The following is a 22,950-nucleotide window of genomic DNA, read 5'->3' as shown; positions in this document are numbered from 1 at the left end:
CCCCATCCAACAAAAAACCCGGCCGAGGCCGGGTTTTTGTTGGATCACAGGCCAGGATCAGCCGCCGCGCGGGCCACCGCGACCACGGTTGCCGCCCGGGCCGCCCGGGCCCCGATTGCCACCCGGGCCACCCGGACCGCGGTTGCCGCCGGGACCACCCGGACCGCGATTGCCGCCTGGGCCACCGGCCGAACGGTTGCCGCCCGGGCCGCGATTGCCGTTGGCCGCACGCGGGGTGCTGCCGTACGGGCTGAAGCCCGGGTTGGCGTGGTCGGACGGGAACGACGGTGCGTTGCCCGGATGACCATACGGATGCTTGTTGCCCTGGCCGCCCTGGCCACCGCGGTTGCCACCGGCGCCCGGTGACTTCGGCTTGGCGTAACCGCCACGACCGCCTTCACCCTGGCCCTGGCCGTAACCACCGCCCTGGCCGGGACCGCGTGCGCCGGGGCCGCGAGCGCCCGGACCACCCGGACCACGGGCACCGGGGCCGCCGGGGCCGCCGGGGCCACGTGCGCCCGGGCCACGCGCCGCGCCGGGACCGGCGTTGCGATGGCCACTCGGACCGGTGCTGACGCCGTCCGGCACGTACCAGCTGCGGAACGCAGCCGGGTTGCCTTCCGGCAGGCCACGGTCATTCTTCTGCGGGCGCGCCTTGAACGGACGCTGCGACTGCTTGGCCGCGGCTTCACCGCTGACCGTCAGGCCGCCCTTGAAGCCGCCGCCGCCCTTGCCACCGCGACCGCGGCCGCGCTCTTCGCGGACGTTGTCGAAGCGACGCAGCTCGCGGCCTTCATCGGCGGTGTTGTGGCCGTTGACATAGGCCGTGCCACGGCCGCCATCGCGGCCCATGCGCACGGTGGTCTTGGCCGCGCGACGCTGGCCGATCACCGGCTGCAGGGTCAGCGCGGACGGTGCGCCTTCTTCCAGGTTCAACTTGGCGCGCAGCGCTTCGACCTGGGCGGTCGGCAGTTCCACCGAATGGCCACGGGTGAGTTCGCGCGGCAGGCTGACGGTGCCGTAGCGGGTACGCTTCAGGCGGCTGACCTGGCAGCCCTGCGATTCCCACAGGCGACGGACTTCGCGGTTGCGGCCTTCCTTCACCACCACGCGGAACCAGTCATGCGAATCGGTGCCGCCAATGCGCTCGACTTCATCGAACTTGGCCGGGCCGTCTTCCAGCGCGACGCCACGCTGCAGGCGCAGGATGGTGTTGTCGTCGACCTTTTCCTGGCCTTCCGGGGCGCGCACGCGCACCACGTATTCGCGTTCGACTTCGAAGGACGGGTGCATCATCGCGTTGGCGAGTTCACCATCGGTGGTGGCCAGCAGCAGGCCGGTGGTGTTGATGTCCAGGCGGCCGACGGCGATCCAGCGCGCGCCCTTCAGCGCCGGCAGCGACTCGAACACGGTCGGGCGGCCTTCGGGATCTTCGCGGGTGGTCACTTCGCCTTCCGGCTTGTTGTAGACCAGTACGCGCGAAGGTTCGGCCAGGGCGGTGGCGACGAAGCCACGGCCGTCCAGCTCGATGCGGTCGCCGCTGCGCACCGACATGCCGGTCTGTGCGACTTCACCGTTGACCTTGACCAGGCCCTCGGCGATGCGCTGCTCCAGCGCCCGGCGCGAACCGAGCCCGGCCTGTGCCAGCACCTTGTGCAGGCGTTCTTCCAGCTTGAACTGTTCGGAGGTGGCTTCGCGCTTCAGCGACAGCTTGTTCAACGACAGCTTGCGGGGGGTATCACTCATTAACTTTGGCTCCGGCCGGCGTTTGGTCGTCGGCCTCTGGTTCGGAATCGGCTAGGTCAACAGCCACGGTCGTCTTCGCGACGGCGTTGTCTTCGCTCTCGTTCACTGGCGCCGCGCGCGTGCCCGGCGCGGTGTCGGGGTGCCCGTTGTCGCTGGGCGAAGGTGCTTGCTCATCAGGGTCTACCGCGACGGGCGCGGCAGGGGATCGGGGTGCGGCATCGGCGCCTGCGGCGGCCGGGATGCCTTCTTCATCGGTGCCACCGGCGGCCGGGGCATCGTCATCATTGGCTGCTGCGCCGGGGCTGGCGGCCGTGGCGGGCTGCGGTGCGTCGGGCTGGCCATCCGGACCCAGCGGCAGCTGCGGTTCCAGTTCAGCCAGGTCTTTCAGCTCGGACAGCGGCGGCAGTTCATCCAGACGCTTGAGGCCGAAATAATCCAGGAAACCCTTGGTGGTGCCGAACAGCGCCGGCCTGCCGGGCACGTCGCGGTGGCCGATCACCCGGATCCACTCACGTTCTTCCAGGGCCTGGATGATGTTGCTGCTCACCGCCACGCCACGTACCTGTTCGATCTCGCCACGGGTGATCGGCTGCCGATAGGCGATCAGCGCCAGGGTTTCCAGCGTGGCGCGGGTGTAGCGCGTCTTGCGCTCGGTCCACAGCCGGCTGATATGCCCATGCACTTCGGCGGTGACCTGGTAACGGAAGCCGGAGGCCACCTCCACCAGTTCCACGCCACGCTCGCTGCAGGCCTCGCGCAGGGTTTCCAATGCGCGTTCCACGCTGCCTGCCGGCGCCGGCTCGTCTTCCGGGAACAGCTCCTTGAGCTGCACCAGGGTCAGCGGCTGCGGCGATGCCAGCAGTGCGCCTTCGACGATTCGGTTGATCAGCGGTTGATCCATCGGCAATTCGCGCTCACTCGGTCGGGTTGGCTGCGTCGTTGTCATCGAATTCGCTGCTGAAAGACAGCGGCTCATTGGTGTTTCCCGCCGCCAGCGACTTGACGTAGATCGCCGCCAGCGGGGCTTCCTGCACGATATCCAGCAGCTGTTCCTTGGCCAGTTCCAGCATTGCCAGGAAGGTGACCAGTACGCCGAGCTTTCCTTCTTCGGCGGTGAACAGCGATTCGAAACGGTAGAACACGCCTTCTTCCATGCGGCCCAGCAGGTCGCCCATGCGCTGGCGGACACTCAGGGCCTCGCGCTTGATCGCGTGCCCGGTGAACAGCTCGGCGCGCTTGAGCACGTCGTGCAGGGCCACCAGCATTTCCTTCAGTTCCACCGGCGGCGGCAGCCGGATCGCCGCGCGGTCGGGCACGAAGGCATGCACCACGGTGGTGTCGCGGTCCTGCCGGGGCAGGCTGTCGATATCCTCGGCGGCCTGCTTGAAACGTTCGTACTCCTGCAGCCGGCGGACCAGTTCGGCGCGCGGATCGGCTTCATCGCCGTCCTCGCTGACCGGCCGCGGCAGCAGCATCCGCGACTTCACTTCGGCCAGGATCGCGGCCATCACCAGGTATTCGGCGGCGAGCTCGAAACGCAGTTCGCGCATCACCGTGATGTATTCCACGTACTGCCGGGTGATCTCGGCGACGGGAATGTCCAGGACATCCAGGTTCTGGCGGCGGATCAGGTACAGCAGCAGGTCCAGCGGTCCCTCGAAGGCGTCGAGGATGACTTCCAGTGCATCCGGTGGGATGTACAGGTCCTGCGGGATCTGCAGGACCGGTTGTCCATGCACCACGGCCAGCGGCATTTCCTGCTGCTGTGGGGTGGGCGGCCGGATTGACGGGGTCGCGTCTAGCGCGGTTTCAGAGGTCATCAAAGGACATCAGGATTGCAACGGACCGGTCGCGGCACCGGCCATTCCCTTCAGGCAACTGCCTGACAGGCCATGGCGGAAACCAGGACACGCCGGAATCGGCGCGATTCCACACATCAATAAAGCAGGACGCACCGCACTGGCGGCAGCGACGAAACTACGGGGAGGTCGTCTACGCGGTCTGGTCGGGGGCAGCGGTTCGATCATCGGTGGCCTGCGGGGCCATGGGACCGACGGGACGCTGCGTCCAGTCACGTGCAATGCAAACAGGTTACGGCTTTGCAGTGCCGGTGTCCAGTCAGGCGCGGCGCAGGGCCGGGCAGCGGCTAGAATCAGCGCCAGTTCCCGCAGGACAACAGGAGACAAATGATGTGGTACGTAATTGAAGGCTATGACGGCCAGGACGTGCTCGCGGCCCGGATCGCGGCGCGCCCGACCCATCTGGCACGGCTGCAGGCCCTGCAGGAGCAGGGCAGGTTGCTGCTGGCCGGACCGTGCCCGGCGATCGACAGCGAAGATCCGGGTCCGGCCGGTTTCAGCGGCAGCGTGGTGATCGCCGCGTTCGACTCGCTGGCCGCCGCCCGCGAGTGGGCCGATGCCGACCCGTACGTGGCGGCCGGTGTCTACGTGCGCACCGAGGTGCGTCCGTTCCGCAAGGTGCTGCCGTGAGCAATGCGGAGCGGATCGAGCGAATTCGTGATGCATTGCAGCATTCGCTGGCCCCCGTGCAGTTGCAGATAGAAGACGACAGCCACCGACATGCCGGGCATGCAGGGGCGCGCGACGGGCGCGGCCACTTCAACGTCAGGGTGGTCAGCGGGGCATTTGCTGGTTTGGGTCAGTTGGCCCGACATCGCGCCATTTACGCCGCACTTGGCGACATGATGCAGACCGATATCCATGCGCTGTCGATCCAGGCGCATACCCCGGCCGAGGCTGGCTGACCCGGTGTCCCCTCCTGTCCTGTGACGTCCCGGGGACGTCCCGCCACGGACAGCGGGCGGACGCCCCACGACCTATAGGACTAACGAAGTGTTTACATCGGACATTGGAAACGCTTACATTCCGCGCCAAGCCGTAAGGCTGGAGTCGTGGAGGGCGACTTTGTGAACAAGGCAGCGATCACCATCAAGGATGTTGCGCGGGAAGCCAAGGTCTCCGTGGCCACGGTTTCGCGCGCGCTCAATGGACACGAAAATGTCGCCGAGCCGGTTCGCCAACTGGTGCTGGAGGTGGCTGCGCGCCTGCGCTACACCCCGCACGCGGCCGCCCGCAGCCTGAGCAGCCGGCGCACCAATACCGTCGGGGTGGTGCTGCCTGATCTGTATGGAGAGTTCTTCTCCGAACTGATGCGCGGCATCGACCAGATCGCCCGCATCCGCCGCCAGCACCTGCTGGTGTCCAGTTACCACGGCGACCAGGAGCAGCAGGGCGCTGCCCTGCGTGCCATGCGCGGCCGCGTCGACGGCCTGCTGGTGCTGTCCCCGTATGCGGAAAGCCCGGGTTTCCTGACCGACAACCTGCCGCAGTCGCTGCCCACGGTACTGATCAATACCTATCTGCCCGACCAGGACCATCCTGTGTTGAGCATCGATGACCACGCCGGCGCGGTGGCGATGACCCGCCACCTTCTCGACGTTGGCCACCGCCGCATTGCCTTCATTTCAGGCCCGGACTCCAACTACGATGCGCGCGAACGCCTGCGGGGCTTCCGCGATGCGCTGGCTGCCTTTGGCAGTGATGCGCAGGGCATCGAGCTGCCCGGCGATTTCGACGAAGCTTCCGGCCATCGTGCCGGTCAGGAGTTGCTGGCAGCCGGAACGCTGCCCGATGCGGTATTCGCGGCCAACGACATGATGGCGCTGGGCTGTCTGTATGCGTTTGCCCAGGCCGGACTGAAGGTTCCCGATGACGTGGCCCTGGCCGGTTTCGATGACATTCCGCTGGCCCGTTTCGTTCACCCGTCGTTGACGACGATGCAGGTGAGTATCGCCGAACTCGGTGACATGGCGATGACGCGCCTGATGCAGTTGATGGATTCAAAAAGCACGGAAGGCGCGGGTGACAAGCAGACGCTTGTGCCGAAGCTGATCGTGCGTGATTCAAGTAAGAGTGTTGCCCGCAGGACCCAAACCCACACGCCATCCGGCCGTTGAAGCCAGAGGCGATTCCATTTTTTGTTTGACATGAAAGGGGCGGCCATCGCGGTCGCCACCACCCCCGGAGATTTTCATGACGCAGTTCAATCACCATCGTCGGATGCCGGCTCGCCGTCTGTTGACGTGCGCCCTGGTCAGCTGCCTGGCCATCGCTGCAGCACCGGACGTGATGGCCCAGTCGGCCAACGCGAGCCTGCGCGGCAACGTCGCTTCGGCCCAGGCCGGCAGCGAAGTGGTCGCCACCAACGTCGCCACCGGTTCGGTGCGACGTTCCACCGTGCGCGCCGATGGCAGCTATTCGTTGCAGGGCCTCGACCCGGGCACCTACAACGTGGTGGCCAATGGCCAGACCCAGAAGGTCACCGTGACCGTGGCTTCGGCCGCCACGCTGAACTTCTCCGGTGAAGCCGCCGCCCCGGCCGCTGCCGGCGATGCCAAGAACCTGGACACCGTCACTGTCATCGCCCCGACCCTGCTGCAGGAAGTGCGTACGTCGGAAGTTGGCAAGACCGTCAGCCTGCAGCAGATCCAGACCACGCCGCAGGTGTCGCGCAACTTCCTGGAGTTCGCCGATGCCGTGCCGGGCCTGATCTTCACCCGTGACGCAAAGGGCAACACCTCGCTGCGCGGCGGTGCGACCAACGCCGACGGCACCAACGTGTACATCGACGGCGTGGGCCAGAAGAGCTACGTCAAGGGCGGCGGCGTGGCCGGCCAGTCCGGCAGCGCCGGCAACCCGTTCCCGCAGCTGGCGATCGGCGAATACAAGGTCATCAGCGGCAACTACAAGGCCGAGTACGGCCAGGTCTCCAGCGCTGCGGTGACCGCGGCGACCAAGTCCGGTACCAACGAGTTCAAGGGTGAAACCTTCTACCGTTACACCAACGAGGACATGCGTGCCAAGACCCCGGCGGAGCGCCAGGCCGGCCAGGACAAGATGGCCTCGGCCGAGAAGGAATACGGCTTCGCGCTCGGCGGTCCGATCATCCAGGACAAGGCACACTTCTTCGTGACCTACGAAGCCAAGCGCTTCGACCTGCCGGTCACCATCGCACCCGACGGCGCGGTCGGCGGTGCGGCCAGCCTGCTGCCGGCCGATGCCGCCGCCGGCCTCGGCCCGGCCAGCCAGCCGTTCGAGCAGGACCTGATCTTCGCCAAGATCGACTTCGAGCCGACCGACAACGATCGCATCGAGCTGACCTTCCAGGACCGCGACGAGACCCAGCAGCAGTTCAGCGGCCAGACCGCACCGGAAGCGGGCCGTGAAGTGGTCAACACCGACCGTCGTTACGCCCTGCGCTGGAACCACAGCGGCGAGCGTTACTACAACGAAGTGCTGCTCACCCACGAAGATTCGTTCAACAACCCGACCCCGCTGACCCTGGCCAATGGCATCACCTACACCGCACCGGACGGCACCGAAGACCGCACCGTGGTGAAGGTCGGTGGCGCCTCGGCACTGGATTCGCAGGTGAAGGGCCAGAAGGGCTGGTCGATCGAAGACAACCTGACGCTGGACGGCCTGCAGTGGGCCGGCGACCACACCGTCAAGATGGGCGTGAAGTACAAGGAAATCGACCTGTACGCATCCGATGCGGCGCAGATCAACCCGACCTTCACCTACAGCCTGGGCGATGCGGACTTCCCCGATTCCATTCCGTACAAGGCGCAGTTCGTCAAGCCGGTGACCGGCGTGTCGGGCGTGTCCGGCGAAGTGCGCTCCAAGTCCAAGCAGATCGGCCTGTTCATCCAGGACGACTGGCAGGTCAACGACCACCTGCAGCTCAACCTCGGCCTGCGTTGGGACTACGAAAAGACCCCGTCCTACCTGGACTTCGTGACGCCGCGGGAAGTGGTCGACGCGATCTATTCGCAGGACCCGCGCGCTGCCGCCGGCCAGACCTACGCCGATTCGCTGGCGCTGGGCGGGCTGGACATCAGCGATTACATCAGCACCGGCAAGAACCGCAAGGCGTTCAAGGATGCCTGGCAGCCGCGCCTGGGCTTCTCGTATGACATCAACGCCGACGAGCAGCACGTTATCCACGGTGGTGCGGGCCGTTCCTACGATCGCGACCTGTTCGACAACCTGCAGCTGGAAACCACCAAGCTGGCCCTGCCGCAGCCGACCATCTACTTCCGCAACCCGGCCACCGGCAGCTGCATCAACGGCCAGGCCGCCTGCTATGACTGGAACCCGAACCTGCTCAATGGCATCGGCAACCTGCAGACGCTGGTCGGTTCGACCAGCAATGCCGGTCTGGAAGTGGACCTGCTGAACAACAACCTCAAGGCGCCGTACTCCGATCAGTTCAGCCTGGGCATGAGCAACCAGGTCGGTGAATGGCTGACCGATGCCACCATCGCCCGCACCCTGAGCTATGACGGCTTCGCCTTCACCCTGGGCAACCGCTACCCGACCGGCCAGTTCTTCGATGACCCGCGCCTGTGCGGTGGCACCGACCCGGGCCTGAGCCAGGCCTGGAGCTGCAACGTGCCGGGCTTCGGCAGCCTGATCATCGGCCAGCAGGGCATCAAGACCCGTGCGACCCAGGTCCTGCTGTCGGCGCAGAAGCCGTTCACCAAGGAAAGCGGCTGGGGCACCTCGGTCGCCTACACCTGGACCACCGCGCGCCACAACCGCGACATCAACGAGAAGTACGCCTTCGACCGCGGCCTGATCGAGGATTACCCGACCATCCGCTCCAACGGCGCACCGCGCCACCGCCTGGTGGTCACCGGTTCGTATGCGGGCTTCTGGGGCATCACCTTCGGCGGCAAGGTCACCCTGGCCACGCCGACCGCGGTGAACGACTGGTACAACGTGCTGCAGGCCAGCGGTTACAACCTGCCGACGCCGGGAGCCGCGGTGCCCAATGGCAACGGCAAGTTCCTGCTGGGTGGCAAGATCTTCGGCTACCGTTCGGTCGATCTGCAGGCGACGAAGACGTTCAAGATGGCGCACGACACCGAGCTGTACGCTCGCATCGACATCATCAACGTGTTCAACTTCGACAACTTCTCCACCTACAACTACACCAAGCCCGATGGCAAGCTGCTGGCCAGCTACAACGAGACCGGCGAAATCATCGGTACGCCGCGCCAGGTGAAGGCGGAGGTCGGCTTCCGGTTCTGATCCGGAGCGCCTGATGCACGACGCGGTACCGCCTCCGGGCGGTACCGTGGGAAGCAATGGCGGGTCTTCGGACCCGTCCATTGCCCAGCCCACTGCCCTGGAGGGGGCAGTGGGCTGGGCAATGACCGTCGGCGTCGAACCACTACGGTGGTTTTTTTTCGAGACGCGTTTGTAAACGATTTCAGGTCATTGGACGTTATGCTCTCCATTCTTGAACAGCACAAAAGGAAGGGGCCGATGCGGGTTAGCCACCTGTTGACCATCGCCGCGATCACCTTGGCCGCCGCCGGCTGCAAGCCGCAGGCCGCGCCCGAGCCGGCCAAACCGGCCCCGCAGGTGATCCTGGTCGAGGCCGACCTGCCACCGCGTCCGATGAAGCCGGAGCTGCCGCCGCTGTTCGATGACATCGAACGCCGCACCTTCCAGTTTTTCTGGGACACCAGCAATGAGATCAACGGACTGACCCCGGACCGCTATCCCTCGCGGCCGTTCGCCAGCATCGCCTCGGTCGGTTTCGCGCTGACCGCTTATCCGATCGGCATCGAGAACGGCTGGGTCAGCCGCAACCAGGCGGTGGACCGCACCCTGACCACGCTGCGTTTCCTGCGCGATGTGCCGATGGGCCCGCAGCGCACCGGCAAGGGCGGTTACAAGGGCTTCTATTACCACTTCCTGGACATGCAGCAAGGCCACCGCTACGACAGCTGGGTGGAACTGTCTTCGGTGGATACCGCGCTGCTGATGATGGGCGTGCTGTTCGCGCAGTCGTACTACGACGGCGGCGATTCGCGCGAGAAGGAAATCCGGGACATCGCCGAGACGCTGTACAAGCGCGTTGACTGGCCGTGGCTGCAGGAGCGTTCGCCGCTGATCTCGATGGGCTGGTTCCCGGAAAGCGGCACCATCGAACACGACTGGATGGGCTACAACGAGGCGATGATCGTCTACATCCTGGCGCTCGGTTCGCCGACCCATCCGGTCAGCCCGGATGCGTGGACGGTGTGGACGCGTACCTACGACAACGACTGGGGTGTCTACCAGGGCCAGGAATACCTGTCCTTCGGCCCGCTGTTCGGCCATCAGTACAGCCATGTCTGGATCGACTTCCGCGATATCCAGGACGCCTACATGCGCGAACGCGGCAGCACGTATTTCCTCAACAGCCGTTCGGCTGCGTTGGCCCAGCGCGAGTACGCGATCAGCAACCCGATGGAATGGAAGGAATACGGCCAGAACGTCTGGGGCCTGACCGCCAGTGACGGTCCGCAGAACACCACCCAGGAATACCGTGGCGAGCAGCGCCAGTTCCGCCATTACTCTTCGCGCGGCGCCGGCCTGCGCGAGAATTTCGACGACGGCACCATCGCCCCGACCGCGGCCATTTCCTCCATCGTGTTCGCCCCGGAAGAAGTGATCCCGGCGACCCAGGAAATGCACAAGCGCTTCGGTGATTACATCTATTCCAGCTACGGCTTCCTGGATTCGTTCAACCCGAGTTTCAACTACGACATCCCGATCAAGACCGGGCGCATGGTGCCTGATCGCGGCTGGGTAGCGAGTGACTACATCGGCATCGACCAGGGCCCGATCCTGACCATGATCGCCAACTACCGTAATGATTTCGTGTGGGAGGTGATGAAGAAGAACCCACACATCCGCAAGGGGCTGGAGCGCGCTGGTTTCAGTGGCGGCTGGCTGACCCCGGAAGGCGAGCAGCAGCCGCTGCAGCTGGAAAAAGACGAGAAGGCCGCCGACGCACGCGCGGTCGGCATTGCAGAATCACGCGCCGCCGCGGCACAGGAACAGAAGAATGCATCGCGCAACAACAACCCGGGCAAGTAAGCCTGCGCTGGCAACGAAGAAGAAGTCCCCGGGCCGTCGCCTGCGCTGGGTCGCCGCGCTGGTGGCCGGCCTGGTGCTGGCGGGCTGCGCGCGCAAGGAAGAGGGCACCACGGTGCGCTTCTGGGCGATGGGACGCGAGGCCGAAGTGGTGGCCGAGCTGATCCATGAGTTCGAGGCCGAGAATCCCGGCATCCGCGTGGACGTGCAGAACATCCCGTGGACGGCCGCGCACGAAAAGCTGCTGACCGCGTTCGCCGCAGACGGGCTGCCCGATGTCTGCCAGCTTGGTAATACGTGGATCCCGGAGTTCGCCGAGCTCGATACGCTGGAGCCGCTGCAGCCGTACATCGACCGTTCCACGGTGGTCGAGCCTGCCGATTATTTCCCGGGCATCTGGGACACCAACGTGATCCACGGTGAAGTGGTCGGCGTGCCGTGGTACGTCGATACCCGCCTGCTGTATTACCGCAAGGACCTGCTGGCGCAGGCCGGGCACGATGCGCCGCCGCGCACCTGGGCCGAGTTCGAACAGCAGATGGCCGACATCAAGAAGATGCAGGGCCCGAACCGCTATGCGGTGCTGATGCCGATCAACGAGTTCGAGCAGCAGCTGTCCTTTGCCCTGCAGCAGCCGGACCCGCTGCTGCGCGATGACGATACCCGCGGCAATTTCCGCAGCCCCGGTTTCCGCAGGACGCTGGGTTTCTACGCCAACATGTTCGAGAAGGGCTGGGCGCCGAAGATGTCAGAAACCCAGATCTCCAACGTCTGGGATGAGTTCTTCCGGGGCTTCAATGTGTTCTACATTTCCGGCCCCTGGAACATCCGCGAGTTCAAGAAGCTGGAGCCGAAGGAACTGGCCGGCAAGTGGGGCACCGCCGCACTGCCCGGGCCGGATGGCCCCGGTGCCGGCATCGCCGGTGGCACCAGCCTGGTGATCTTCCGCAAGGCGCAGCAGAAGGAAGCGTCGTGGAAGCTGATCGAGTTCCTGTCGCGCCCGGAAATCCAGCAACGCTTCCATTCCATCATCGGCGACCTGCCGCCGCGTCGCAGCACCTGGCAGGCCCCGTCGCTGGCGGATGATCCGCTGGCGGCTGCGTTCCGTGACCAGCTCGAGCGCGTCAAGCCGACCCCGAAGGTACTGGAATGGGAGCGCATCGTGCAGGAAATGCGCATCGTCACCGAAAAGGTGGTGCGTGGTGGGCAGGCGCAGGATGCAGCCGTGACCGAGCTGGACGACCGCGTGGACAAGGTGCTGGCCAAGCGTCGCTGGATGCATGAGCAGGCCACCGGACAACCGGGCGATGCTGCGCCTGCGGCCACGGGAGGCCAGCCATGAACCGTTCTTCGCTTGCCGGCTGGATCTTCGCTGCCCCGGCGGTGATCGTGCTGGGCGTGTTCTTCGGCCTGCCGGTAGCCTCGGCGCTGGCGCTCAGCGTGACCGACTTCGACCTGTACTCGCTGGCCGACGGCGCCAACCTGCGCTTCGTCGGACTGGGCAACTACATCGACCTGCTGCAGACCCCGATGTTCTGGAAGTCGCTGTGGAACACCACCTACTTCGTGGTGATCGGGGTGCCGCTGTCCATCGCGGTGTCGCTGGGTGCGGCGATCCTGCTCAACGCGCCGGCGGCCCGCTTCAAGGCCCTGTTCCGTACCGCGCTGTTCGCCCCGGTGGTGACCACGCTGGTGGCGGTGGCGGTGATCTGGCGCTACCTGTTCCACACCAGCTATGGCCTGGTGAACTACGGGCTGGGGCACATCGGCATCAGCCCGATCGACTGGCTGGGCGATCCGGACTGGGCCATGCCGACGATCATGCTGTTCGCGGTGTGGAAGAACTTCGGCTACAACATGGTGATCTTCCTGGCTGGCCTGCAGGCGATCCCGCATGACCTGTACGAGGCCGCGCGCATCGATGGCGCATCGCGCTGGAAGCAGTTCCTGCACATCACCCTGCCGATGCTCGGCCCGGTGCTGCTGGTGGTCGGGGTGATCACCGTGTCCGGCTATTTCCAGCTGTTCGCCGAACCCTACGTGATGACCCGCGGCGACCCGCTGCAGAGCACCGTGAGCGTGCTGTACTTCATGTTCGAAGAAGGCTTCAAGTGGTGGAACCTCGGCCGGGCATCGGCGGTGGCGTTCCTGTTGTTCCTGATCATCCTGGCGGTGACCTCGGTGATGCTGCGCTTCGGGCGCAAAAGGCAGATGGTATGAGTCGCGAAATCGGCCAGTCACGCTGGCACGGGTGGTGGATCAACGGTGGATTGCTGGTGCTGGCGCTGGTCAGCCTGGCGCCGCTGTTGTGGATGGTGTCGGTGTCGGTGATGCCGGCCGGCGAGGCGACCACGTTCCCGCCGCCACTGACGCCCTCGCACGTCACCTTCGCCAACTACCACGAGCTGTTCGCGCGGACCGGCATGGGCGTCAACTTCGCCAACAGCCTGCTGGTGTCGGTGGCGATCACGCTGGGGTCGCTGCTGCTCAACACGATGGCCGGCTATGCCTTCGCCAAGCTGCGCTTCGTTGGCCGTGACCGCCTGTTCCAGGTGCTGATGGCCGCGCTGGTGATCCCGGCGCAGGTGGCGATGCTGCCGCTGTTCCTGCTGATGAAGCAGCTGGGCCTGGTCAACAGCTTCGGCGGGGTGATCGTGCCGGCGCTGGCCACCGTGTTCGGCATCTTCCTGGTGCGCCAGTACGCGCGCTCCATCCCGGACGAACTGCTGGAAGCGGCGCGCATGGACGGGGCAGGGGAGATGCGGATCTTCTTCCAGATCGTGCTGCCGATGCTCAAGCCGGTGCTGGTCACCCTGTCCATCTTCACCTTCATGGGCGCGTGGAACGACTTCATGTGGCCGTTGATCGTGCTGACCGACCAGGAGCACTACACCCTGCCGGTGGCGCTTGCCACGCTGTCACGCGAACACATCATGGACGTTGAGATGATGATGGCCGGCGCGGTGGTCACGGTGATCCCGGTGCTGGCGTTGTTCCTGCTGCTGCAGCGCTATTACATTCAAGGTCTCATGTTGGGGAGTGTCAAAGGGTGAACCGGAAAATCATCGCTGGCCTGGCGTTGTTGTGGTCCTGCGTGGCAGTTGCTGCCCCGCCTCCTGCCGCACCTGCACCGAAGGTCATCGATGATTTCGACGACATGGGCCAGTGGACACTGGTGCTGTCCGACCAGGTCAGCGGCTCGCTGCGCAACGTCGCCGGTGCCGGCGGCGGCCGCGCGATGTGCCTGGATTACGACTTCCACGAGGTATCCGGCTATGTCGGCGTGCGTCGCGCGCTGAGCATCGACTACCCGGCCAACTACCGCTTTGGGTTCCAGTTGCGCGGCGACTCGCCGTCCAACGACCTGCAGTTCAAGTTGATCGATGCCAGCGGCGACAACGTGTGGTGGGTCAACCGCCCCGGCTACGCCTTCCCCAAGGCCTGGACGCCGGTGGAGTTCCGCAAGCGCCACATCGACAAGGCCTGGGGCCCGTCGCCGGAGAAGGAACTCAAGCGCAGCGCGTCGATGGAGTTCACGATATACAGCAAGGTTGGCGGGCGCGGCACGGTCTGCTTCGACAAGCTGACCCTGCAGGGCCTGCCCGCGCAGGATGATTCGCCGCTGCAGCCGGACGTGCTGGCCGACACGGCCACCGCGCTGCAGGACCGCATGATCGACGGCAAGGCCGATACGTTCTGGGTCAGCGGCGGGGTCAAGCAACAGACCATCAGCCTGGACCTGGGCAAACCGCGTGAAGTGGGTGGGGCGGTGATCGACTGGCTGCCCGGCCTGGAGGCCACGCGTTACACCGTGCGCGCCTCGCAGGATGGGCGCGACTGGCGCACCGTGCGCGAGGTCACTGCCGGCAGTGGCGGCCGTGACTGGCTGGCGCTGCCGGAGACCGATGCGCGCTACCTGCGCTTCGACCTGCAGGGTGGCCCCAACTGGCGCTATGGCATCCGCGATATCGCGCTGAAGCCGCTGGCGTTCGCCGCCACCCCGAATGCGTTTCTTTCTTCGGTGGCGGCCGACCTGCCGCGCGGTTCGTTGCCGCGTGCGTACGTAGGCGAGCAGCCGAGCTGGACCCTGCTGGGCCTGGATGGCGGCCGCGAGCAGGCGCTGATCAGCGAAGACGGCGCGCTGGAAATGGCGCGTGGCAGCTTCAGCGTGGAGCCGTTCCTGAAGCTGGACGGAAAGCTGGTCAGCTGGGCCGATGTCAGCCCGATCCAGTCGCTGCAGGACAGTTACCTGCCGATCGCCAGCGTGGACTGGCAGCACGACAAGGCGTCGCTGTCGGTGACCGGATTCGTGCAGGGCACCCCGGAAAAATCCCAGCTGGTGGCCCGTTACTCACTGAAGAATCCGGACAAGGTCGCCCACGAGTACACCCTGGCGCTGGCGATCCGCCCGTGGCAGGTCAATCCGCCGACCCAGTTCCTCAATACCATCGGGGGCTTCAGCCGCATCGACAGCCTGGACATGGAAGAAGGGCTGGTGAAGGTCAATGGCGAACCGCGGCTGTATCCGGTGCAGGCGCCGGACGCGCGCTTTGCCACCGCCTTCGACGGCAAGCTGGAGGTGATGCACCTGGCTGGCGGCGCGCTGCCGACCACCACCTCGGTGAAGGATCCCACCGGCATGGTCTCCGGTGCGCTGCTGTATACGTTCAAGCTGGAACCGGGGCAGAGCCGCGAAGTGGCGCTGGTGCTGCCGCAGATGGGCAGTTTCAACCCGCGCGGTTTCGATGCCGGCAAGGCGCAGGCGCAGGTCGCGGCGATGTGGCGGCAGAAGCTGGACGGCCTGCAGCTGCAGCTGCCGCGCGAAGGCCAGCCGCTTGCCGACACGCTGCGCACGGCGCTCGCGCACATGCTGATTTCCCGCGTGGGCCCACGCCTGCAGCCCGGCACGCGCTCCTACGGGCGCAGCTGGATCCGCGATGGCGCGATGATTTCCGAAGGCCTGCTGCGCATGGGCCGCAGCGATGCGGTGCGCGACTACGTGCAGTGGTATGCCCCGTTCCAGTTCGACAACGGCAAGGTGCCCTGCTGCGTGGATGACCGCGGCAGTGACCCGGTCCCGGAGAACGACAGCCACGGCGAGCTGATCTACAACATCGCCGAATACTGGCGCTACACCGGTGACGACGCCTTCCTGGAGGCGATGTGGCCGCATGTGGTCGGCGCCTTCCACTACATGGAGCGCCTGCGCGCCAGCGAGCGCACCGAAGAGAACCGCGCGCGCAACCCGGCCTTCTACGGGATGATGCCGGCCTCGATCAGCCACGAAGGCTACTCGGCCAAGCCGATGCATTCGTACTGGGACAACTTCTGGGCGCTGCGGGGTTACAAGGACGCCGGGATCATCGCCGAGCGCCTGCAGAAGATGGAAGTGCTGGCGATCACCGGCGCGCGCGATGAGTTCCGCGCCGATCTGCAGGCATCGCTGTATGCGGCGATGGATCAGCACCACATCGACTTCCTGCCGGGGTCGGCGGAGCTGGGCGACTTCGATGCGACCTCCACGACCATCGCGCTGGCGCCGGGCGGTGAGCAGGGGCGGCTGCCGCAACCGCAACTGGACAACACCTTCCAGCGTTACTGGACCGAGTTCGTGGCACGCCGCGACGGCAAGCGCGAGTGGAAGGATTACACCCCCTACGAATGGCGCAACGTCGCTGCGTTCGTGCGCCTGGGCTGGCGTGACCGCGCCTGGCAGGCGACCGAATTCTTCTTCAAGGACCGCTCGCCGCAGGCCTGGAACCAGTGGGCCGAAGTGGTGTCGCGCACGCCGCGCAAGCCGTTCTTCGTCGGCGACCTGCCGCATGCCTGGGTGGCGTCGGATTTCGTGCGCTCGGCGCTGGACATGTTTGCCTACAACCGCGACGTGGACCAGTCGCTGGTGCTGGCCGCCGGCGTGCCGGTGCGTTGGTTCGAGGGGCGGGGCGTCGCGGTGAAGGGCCTGCGCACGCCGCAGGGCCAGCTGGATTACCGGCTGCAGCGCAGCGACAAGCAACTGGTGCTGGAGGTCGCAGCCGGCGTACTGCCACCGGCCGGCGGCCTGGTGCTGCCTTGGCCGTATCCGGGCGAGCCCGGCGCGACCACGATCAATGGCGAGCCGGTGGAATGGATTGGCGGTGAACTGCACGTGCACCAGGTACCGGCGAAGATCGAGATCGAGGTCCCGGCCGCCGTGCGCCGGGCCGAACGCAAGGGGTGAGCAGCATGCGGGTGAGGGGCGGGAAGTGCGCGCGTGGTGTCGTGCGGATGGTGCTTGGCTGTGCCGTGAGTGCGGCATTGCTGTTGCCCGGTGGGGGAATGGCGGCGGATCTGCGGTCGGGTGCAGCGTTCGCGGCAACGACCGGCGCTTCGCCGGGGATGACGCGCGAAGCGGACATGAGCATGGTGACCTTCAACCTGCACCATGATCGCGAGGACTGGCCGGAGCGGCGCAAGACCATCCTGGCCGAACTGCAGCGGCTGCAGCCGGATGCGATCGCCCTGCAGGAAGTGATCCAGAAGCGCAACGTGCGCAACCAGGCCGAGTGGCTGGCGAACCGGCTGGGCTATTCGTACCTGTTCGTTTCGACCGATCCGGCCGGGGCGAGCAAACGCTATGGCAATGCGCTGCTGACCCGCCGGCCGGTCCTCGCTCGCGGCCAGCATCTGCTGCAGCCGCTGGGCGACTACCGCACCGTGGGCCACCTGCGCATCGAAGTGGATGGGAGGCCGATCAATGTCTACGCCACCCACCTCAACGAGCGTTCCGATGAGCAGGGCGTCCAGACCCGGCGGGCGCAGGTGGAGGACCTGCTGCGCTTCATCAGCAGCACCTCGGCCGGCGCGCCGGTGGTGATCGCCGGCGACTTCAACGCGATGGTCGATGCAGGGGATCTGAGCGAGCTGCGCAGTCATTACGGTGACAGCTACGGCAGCGTGCACGTCAACAATGACCTGAGTGGCGTCAGCACCCTCAACCGTCATTATTTCCAGGCGCCGTCGCGCATCGACCATATCTTCTTCCAGCAGGACCAGCTGCTGGCGCGTGAGGCGAAGATCCTGTTCGACCAGCCCGACGCGGGCGGCCGCTGGGCGTCGGACCATTATGGTGTATGGACGCGCCTGCAGTTCGCGCCGGATACGGCGGCGGAGCAGCGCCAAGGCGCCGCCGCCGGGCACTGACGGCCGCCGGCCGTCAGCCTGTGCCCTGGTGGGTGACGACCGTTGGTCGTCACGCCCTAGCCGTTGCACTCGCCGAGTACGGCTCAGCCATCAGGTACAAAAAAACAGCGGCCCGAAGGCCGCTGTTTCGTTTTCACCACCGCAGCGGATCAGCCCTGCGGCAGGTTGCCCGGCTTGGCCTTGTTTTCCTCGGCATCCGTCTCGCTGGTCACCGTTTCGGTGGCCTTCGATGCGGCGGCCGGTTCCGGCTGGGCCACGACGGCGGCCTGGGCGGCGGCATCAGTGCCGCCGGCCAGGATCGCCGGCTCGGCGGCTTCCACCGCCTCCACCACTGCCGGTGCGGCAACCGCAGCCGGCAACGGAGCGGCAACCGGAGCCACGACCGGCTCACCCGCCGCCGCGGTGGCGGCCGGGGCCTGCGGCGCAGCAGGTTCGATGGCGTCCAGCATGCTGGTCTGCACCGGGGCAGACGGAGCCGCCACCGGGGCCGGCTTCGGCGCTTCGGCTTCGGCCGGGACGGCCTCCACCTTGGGCGCTGCCGGCGGCACGGGCTGCCAGGACGGTGCCTGCTCGACCGCTGCGACCGGGGCTGCCGCGACCGGCGCTTCGGCCTTCGGCACGTCTGCCTGCACCGGAGTGGCGGCGTCGTGCTGCGGGCGGGCAACGTCGGCGCTGACGGCCGGCTTCACCGCTTCCACATCGGCGACGGCTTCGGCGGGGGTGTCGACCCGGGGCGATGCCACGAATGCGGGCGCTGCTTCAATCTTCGGCGCCTCGACCTTCGGTGCTTCCACCTTGGGCGCTTCCACCTTCGGTGCTTCAACCACTGGAGCCCGCGCGGCAGTCACTGCGCTGGCCGCGGCCGGCACGATGGCGGCGGTCGCCAGCACTGCGGCTGCACGCTTCTCGCGCTCGATCGGAGCCGGGGCATCGCCTTCGTCGTCGAAGTCGAACTCCGGCTGCGGACGGCTCGAGGCCGGCTGGCGCTTTTCGGTGTCACCCACTTCAGAGGGAGCCGAAACCGCGGTCGCGTCCTGCTCTTCGGCGTCGTTGTCGTCTTCGTCGGAATCGTCATGACCCAGCGAATCCGATGCGGTGCCTTCTGCATTGCCACGACGACGACGACGACCGCCACGGCGACCACGTCGACGACGCGAGCCGCCTTCACTGCTGCCGTCATCCGTGGCCGGCGTTTCGGTGCCTTCGGTGCCTTCAACATTGACCGCGCTGGTTTCTTCGACGTCGGTGTCGACAACCGGCATGCGTGCCGTGGCCGGTGCTGCCTCGGTGGCCTGCGGTGTTGCCGGGGATGCCGCGGTCGTGGTGTGGCTGTCGACCTCTTCGCCACGCAGCTGCTGGTTGGCCAGGCGCGATGCGGCTTCGGCAGCGTCCAGGCCCATCGGCGTGATCGCCGTGACGGTTGCCGCGGCGGCAATGTCACTGCCGTCGCGCTGCGGCTTGTCGCCATCCTGCACACGCGGCTGGCGCGGCTGCTTCACCTTCGGCTGCTGCTGGCCCTGTGCCGGCGCCTGTCCCTGGGCCTGCTCGGCGCGCTCGCCGCGCTCATTGCGCTGCTTGCCACCCTGCTGGGCCTGTTCCTGACGCTGCTTCGGCTGCTGCTGGCCATTGCCGTTGCCGGCCTGTGCGTTGGCGGTGGCAGCGACCTGTGCGTTGCCGCCCTGTGCATTGCCCTGGCGGCGCTCACCGCGCTCACCGCGTTCCTTGCGGCCCTGGCCCTGTGCCTGCGGGGCGCCGTTGCCGGCGCTGCGGCTGTCGTCACGGCGGTCCTTGCGGTCCTTGCCGGTGCGATCCTTGCCGTTGCGGTCCTTGCGGCCATTCTCACCGCCGCTGGCACGCGCGGCCGGTGCCGGTGCCGGTGCAGCTGCCGGTTCACCACCGAAGATGCGCTTGAACCAACCGACCACGCCGCCGGTGGCAGCCGGAGCGGCGACCGGAGCGGCCACCGGGACCGGAGCCGGCTGCGGCGCGGCTTCTTCGCGGATCGGCGCTGGCGAGTTGTGCTGGACCTGGGTCACGGCCGGCGGCGGGATGTTCAGCTGGCCCTTGGTCAGGGCATGCACCGGCAGCTTGCGCGGGGTGCCGCGCTGGTAGCTCGGCTTGCCACTTTCCTCGCCCAGCTCGTTTTCGCGCAGGCGGGTCACGGTGTAATGCGGGGTGTGCAGCTGCTCGTCGGCCACGATCACGATCGGGGCTTCGTGGCGCGCTTCGATCTCGCGCAGGGCGCTGCGCTTTTCGTTGAGCAGGTAGTTGGCGATCTCGACCGGGGCCTGGACCAGCACCTGCCCGGTGTTTTCCTTCATCGCATGCTCTTCGGCGACGCGGATGATCGAGAGCGACAGCGATTCCACGCTGCGCATGCGGCCGTGGCCGTCGCAGTGCGGGCAGACCAGCTGGCTGGATTCGCCCAGGCTCGGACGCAGGCGCTGGCGGCTCATTTCCAGCAGGCCGAAGCGCGAGATGCGGCCGACCTGTACGCGGGCGCGGTCGTACTTCAGCGCCTGGGCGAGGCGGTTCTCGACCTCACGCTGGTGCTTGTTGGAGGACATGTCGATGAAATCGATCACCACCAGGCCGCCGAGGTCGCGCAGGCGCAGCTGGCGGGCCGCTTCTTCTGCCGCTTCCAGGTTGGTCTGGAACGCGGTGTCCTCGATGTCGCTGCCCTTGGTGGCGCGCGAGGAGTTCACGTCGATGGCGGTCAGCGCTTCGGTCTGGTCGACCACGATCGAGCCGCCCGACGGCAGGCGCACGTTGCGCTCGTAGGCGCCTTCGATCTGTGACTCGATCTGGAAGCGGTTGAACAGCGGGATGTCATCGGTGTAGTGCTTGAGCTTGCGCAGGGTCTGCGGCATCACCTGCTGCATGAACTCGCGGGCGTGCTGGTACATCTCTTCGGTATCGACCAGGATCTCGCCGATGTCCGCGCGCAGGTAGTCGCGCAGGGCACGCACGATCAGCCGGGATTCCTGGTAGATCAGGAACGGGGCGGGCTTGCTCAGCGCCGCTTCGGCGATGGCGCGCCACACGTTCAGCAGGTAATCCAGGTCCCACTGCAGCTCTTCGGCATCGCGGCCGACGCCGGCGGTGCGGATGATCACGCCCATTTCGTCGGGAATGTTCAGCTTGTCCAGCGCGTCCTTCAGGGCGGCGCGGTCTTCGCCTTCGATCCGGCGCGAGACGCCACCGGCGCTCGGCGAATTCGGCATCAGCACCATGTAGCGGCCGGCCAGCGAGATGAACGTGGTCAGGGCAGCGCCCTTGTTGCCGCGTTCATCCTTGTCGATCTGCACCACGATTTCCTGGCCTTCGCGCAGGAGCTCCTTGATGCCGGCCTTGTTGTGGTCCACGCCGGCCTGGAAGTAATCGCGGGAGATTTCCTTCAGCGGCAGGAAGCCATGGCGGCCACCGCCGTATTCGACGAAGGCGGCTTCCAGCGAGGGCTCGATGCGGAAGATCCGGCCCTTGTAGATGTTGGACTTCTTCTGTTCCTTGGCCGGCTGCTCGATGTCGATGTCATACAACGACTGGCCATCCACGATGGCTACACGCAGTTCTTCGGCCTGCGTGGCGTTGATCAGCATTCGCTTCATTGTTGCGTTCCTCGCAAGCGGCTACCGCGCGGAACGCCATGGAGTTTCGCCTCTGGATACGGCTGGCCGCCCATTCGCGCAGGCGCGGGGAGGGTGGCCCGGGTTTCCAGCGCTACGACACCACGGCAGGCCGCGGGAGCGCTCTTGTTATCTGGTTTTGGGTGTTACGGGACCGGCGGCAGCTGTCAGCCAAAACTGGAGCGCCACGCGGGACATGTTCAGCGCGACTGCGTGTCAGGCAATCGGCGATGGCCGGGAGCGCCGGTGAGCCGCTAACATGGCCGCCCCGGGGGCGGTGGTCGCGCACTGTGCCGGATTCGTTGGAAGACAGGCTTCTGGCCCGGAGTAACTTCCAACGAAATCAATCCCTTATCTCGCCGCCCGAGTGTAACAGAATAAACAGGCTGATGACTGCTCAAGACCCCGCAAACCCCAACTCCGACAAGCCTTCCGTGCGCATGATCACCGTTCCCGACGACCGGGCGGGACAGCGGCTGGACAATTTCCTGCTCGGACAACTGAAAGGGGCGCCGCGCAGCCTGGTCTACAAGCTGGTGCGCAGCGGCCAGGTCCGGGTCAATGGCGGCCGCGCCAAGGCCGAGCGCAAGCTGGAAGGCGGGGAAGTGATCCGGATTCCGCCGGTCCATCTCAGCGAGGAAGGCGACAGGACCGGTCCGCCGGAATCGTTCATGCGCCGGCTGGAACAGGCCATCGTGTATGAAGACGAGCGCCTGCTGGCCCTGAACAAGCCGTCCGGCGTGGCCAGCCATGGCGGCAGCGGCATCAGTTTCGGCGCCATCGAAACCCTGCGGGCGTTGCGTCCGGGCAAGACGCTGGAGCTGGTGCACCGGCTGGACCGGGACACCTCCGGCCTGCTGATCGTGGCCAAGAAGCGCTCTGCACTGAGCGAGCTGCAGGCGCTGCTGCGCGAGGACCACGGCGCCGGCATCCGCAAGAAATACCTGACCCTGCTGGCCGGGCGCATGCCCGACGGCACCATGACCGTGGACGCGCCGCTGCACGTCGGCCTGCGCCAGGGCGGAGAGCGCCACGTGCAGGTGAATGCGATCGGCAAGCCGTCGATCAGCCACTTCAAGGTGCTGGAGCGCCGCGGTGGCCATTCCTACTGCGAGGTGCGGATCGAAACCGGGCGCACCCACCAGATCCGCGTGCACGCCCAGCATCTGGGCAATCCGGTGGCGGGTGACGACAAATACGGCGATCCTGTCGTCAACAAGCGCTTTCGTGAGCAGATCGGGCTGAAGCGGCTGTTTCTGCATGCCGCCTCGCTGGAGTTCGCGCTGGACGCGGGCAAGACCCCTTACGTGTTGAACGCGCCGCTGGCCGAGGAACTGGTCGAGGCCCTGGATCGGCTGAAGTAGGTAGCAGCGAACGGCGTAGCCCCTCGCGGCGGGTGGGGCAAGCTGCCTCCCGGTCTCTTATACCCATCCGACGCTGCCGAC

15 protein-coding genes are annotated in these 22,950 nt (G+C 66.4%); 11 read left to right on the top strand and 4 right to left on the bottom strand.

The window, feature by feature from the left end:
* Window positions 1-57: 57 nt before the first annotated feature.
* Genes CXG43_RS02255 through CXG43_RS02245 form a run of 3 tightly spaced genes read right to left on the bottom strand, consistent with a single transcriptional unit; the run spans window position 58 to window position 3,566 of the window.
* Entirely contained in the window at window positions 58-1,746 is a 1,689-nt protein-coding gene (locus CXG43_RS02255; protein ID WP_101098504.1) for a pseudouridine synthase, read from the bottom strand.
* Window positions 1,739-2,647, bottom strand: a complete 909-nt coding sequence (gene scpB, locus CXG43_RS02250) for an SMC-Scp complex subunit ScpB (RefSeq protein ID WP_101098503.1) — start codon at window positions 2,645-2,647, stop codon at window positions 1,739-1,741. The genes CXG43_RS02255 and scpB overlap by 8 nt, the downstream gene beginning before the upstream one ends.
* Before the next feature lie 13 nt (window positions 2,648-2,660).
* Window positions 2,661-3,566: a ScpA family protein gene (locus tag CXG43_RS02245; protein WP_042615192.1), complete on the bottom strand. Its 906-nt coding sequence runs from the start codon at window positions 3,564-3,566 to the stop codon at window positions 2,661-2,663.
* 369 nt (window positions 3,567-3,935) lie between these two features.
* Between CXG43_RS02245 and CXG43_RS02240 the strand changes: the two genes are divergently transcribed.
* The 10 genes from CXG43_RS02240 to CXG43_RS02195 all read left to right on the top strand — a co-directional run bounded on the left by CXG43_RS02240 (window position 3,936) and on the right by CXG43_RS02195 (window position 17,879).
* Entirely contained in the window at window positions 3,936-4,235 is a 300-nt protein-coding gene (locus CXG43_RS02240) for a YciI family protein (protein WP_101098528.1), read from the top strand.
* A complete protein-coding gene (locus tag CXG43_RS02235) occupies window positions 4,232-4,510 on the top strand; it encodes a BolA family protein (RefSeq protein ID WP_101098502.1) in 279 nt (92 codons plus the stop codon). Before CXG43_RS02240 ends, CXG43_RS02235 begins: the two co-directional genes overlap by 4 nt.
* A gap of 147 nt (window positions 4,511-4,657) precedes the next feature.
* Window positions 4,658-5,722, top strand: coding sequence for a LacI family DNA-binding transcriptional regulator (locus CXG43_RS02230; RefSeq protein WP_042615189.1), 1,065 nt, complete (start codon window positions 4,658-4,660; stop codon window positions 5,720-5,722).
* A gap of 76 nt (window positions 5,723-5,798) precedes the next feature.
* The gene (locus tag CXG43_RS02225) at window positions 5,799-8,861 is read left to right on the top strand and encodes a TonB-dependent receptor (RefSeq protein ID WP_101098501.1); all 3,063 of its coding nucleotides are present in this window, start codon (window positions 5,799-5,801) and stop codon (window positions 8,859-8,861) included.
* 237 nt (window positions 8,862-9,098) lie between these two features.
* Window positions 9,099-10,703, top strand: coding sequence for a glucoamylase family protein (locus CXG43_RS02220; protein ID WP_101098500.1), 1,605 nt, complete (start codon window positions 9,099-9,101; stop codon window positions 10,701-10,703).
* A complete protein-coding gene (locus tag CXG43_RS02215; RefSeq protein ID WP_101098499.1) occupies window positions 10,672-12,042 on the top strand; it encodes a sugar ABC transporter substrate-binding protein in 1,371 nt (456 codons plus the stop codon). The genes CXG43_RS02220 and CXG43_RS02215 overlap by 32 nt, the downstream gene beginning before the upstream one ends.
* Window positions 12,039-12,920, top strand: coding sequence for a sugar ABC transporter permease (locus CXG43_RS02210; protein WP_057506835.1), 882 nt, complete (start codon window positions 12,039-12,041; stop codon window positions 12,918-12,920). The genes CXG43_RS02215 and CXG43_RS02210 overlap by 4 nt, the downstream gene beginning before the upstream one ends.
* A complete protein-coding gene (locus CXG43_RS02205) occupies window positions 12,917-13,753 on the top strand; it encodes a carbohydrate ABC transporter permease (RefSeq protein ID WP_042615044.1) in 837 nt (278 codons plus the stop codon). Before CXG43_RS02210 ends, CXG43_RS02205 begins: the two co-directional genes overlap by 4 nt.
* Window positions 13,754-13,794: 41 nt before the next feature.
* Window positions 13,795-16,917 (top strand): discoidin domain-containing protein, encoded by a 3,123-nt coding sequence (locus CXG43_RS02200; protein ID WP_232767556.1) that lies wholly within the window; start codon window positions 13,795-13,797, stop codon window positions 16,915-16,917.
* A gap of 5 nt (window positions 16,918-16,922) precedes the next feature.
* Window positions 16,923-17,879 (top strand): endonuclease/exonuclease/phosphatase family protein, encoded by a 957-nt coding sequence (locus CXG43_RS02195; RefSeq protein ID WP_101098527.1) that lies wholly within the window; start codon window positions 16,923-16,925, stop codon window positions 17,877-17,879.
* A 149-nt stretch (window positions 17,880-18,028) separates the two neighbouring features.
* Here CXG43_RS02195 and CXG43_RS02190 read toward each other — a convergent pair whose 3' ends face one another.
* The gene (locus CXG43_RS02190; RefSeq protein WP_101098497.1) at window positions 18,029-21,487 is read right to left on the bottom strand and encodes an Rne/Rng family ribonuclease; all 3,459 of its coding nucleotides are present in this window, start codon (window positions 21,485-21,487) and stop codon (window positions 18,029-18,031) included.
* Between the two features lie 407 nt (window positions 21,488-21,894).
* Between CXG43_RS02190 and CXG43_RS02185 the strand changes: the two genes are divergently transcribed.
* On the top strand, window positions 21,895-22,869 hold the full coding sequence (locus CXG43_RS02185; protein WP_101098496.1) for an RluA family pseudouridine synthase: 975 nt from the start codon (window positions 21,895-21,897) through the stop codon (window positions 22,867-22,869).
* Window positions 22,870-22,950 lie beyond the last annotated feature (81 nt).

Source organism: Stenotrophomonas sp. Bg11-02, from assembly GCF_002836635.1.
Lineage (GTDB): Bacteria > Pseudomonadota > Gammaproteobacteria > Xanthomonadales > Xanthomonadaceae > Stenotrophomonas > Stenotrophomonas lacuserhaii.
Note: the sequence above shows the minus strand (reverse complement) of the source record. Positions and strands in the feature narration are given on the sequence as shown.

What these genes read in the sequence shown, in the direction of transcription:
- CXG43_RS02185 (WP_101098496.1), top strand. Translation starts at nt 21,895, where the DNA reads ATGACTGCTCAAGACCCCGCAAACCCCAACTCCGACAAGCCTTCCGTG.
- CXG43_RS02220 (WP_101098500.1), top strand. Translation starts at nt 9,099, where the DNA reads ATGCGGGTTAGCCACCTGTTGACCATCGCCGCGATCACCTTGGCCGCC.
- scpB (WP_101098503.1), bottom strand. Translation starts at nt 2,647, where the DNA reads ATGGATCAACCGCTGATCAACCGAATCGTCGAAGGCGCACTGCTGGCA.
- CXG43_RS02205 (WP_042615044.1), top strand. Translation starts at nt 12,917, where the DNA reads ATGAGTCGCGAAATCGGCCAGTCACGCTGGCACGGGTGGTGGATCAAC.
- CXG43_RS02190 (WP_101098497.1), bottom strand. Translation starts at nt 21,487, where the DNA reads ATGAAGCGAATGCTGATCAACGCCACGCAGGCCGAAGAACTGCGTGTA.
- CXG43_RS02225 (WP_101098501.1), top strand. Translation starts at nt 5,799, where the DNA reads ATGACGCAGTTCAATCACCATCGTCGGATGCCGGCTCGCCGTCTGTTG.
- CXG43_RS02255 (WP_101098504.1), bottom strand. Translation starts at nt 1,746, where the DNA reads ATGAGTGATACCCCCCGCAAGCTGTCGTTGAACAAGCTGTCGCTGAAG.
- CXG43_RS02195 (WP_101098527.1), top strand. Translation starts at nt 16,923, where the DNA reads ATGCGGGTGAGGGGCGGGAAGTGCGCGCGTGGTGTCGTGCGGATGGTG.
- CXG43_RS02245 (WP_042615192.1), bottom strand. Translation starts at nt 3,566, where the DNA reads ATGACCTCTGAAACCGCGCTAGACGCGACCCCGTCAATCCGGCCGCCC.
- CXG43_RS02215 (WP_101098499.1), top strand. Translation starts at nt 10,672, where the DNA reads ATGCATCGCGCAACAACAACCCGGGCAAGTAAGCCTGCGCTGGCAACG.
- CXG43_RS02240 (WP_101098528.1), top strand. Translation starts at nt 3,936, where the DNA reads ATGTGGTACGTAATTGAAGGCTATGACGGCCAGGACGTGCTCGCGGCC.
- CXG43_RS02210 (WP_057506835.1), top strand. Translation starts at nt 12,039, where the DNA reads ATGAACCGTTCTTCGCTTGCCGGCTGGATCTTCGCTGCCCCGGCGGTG.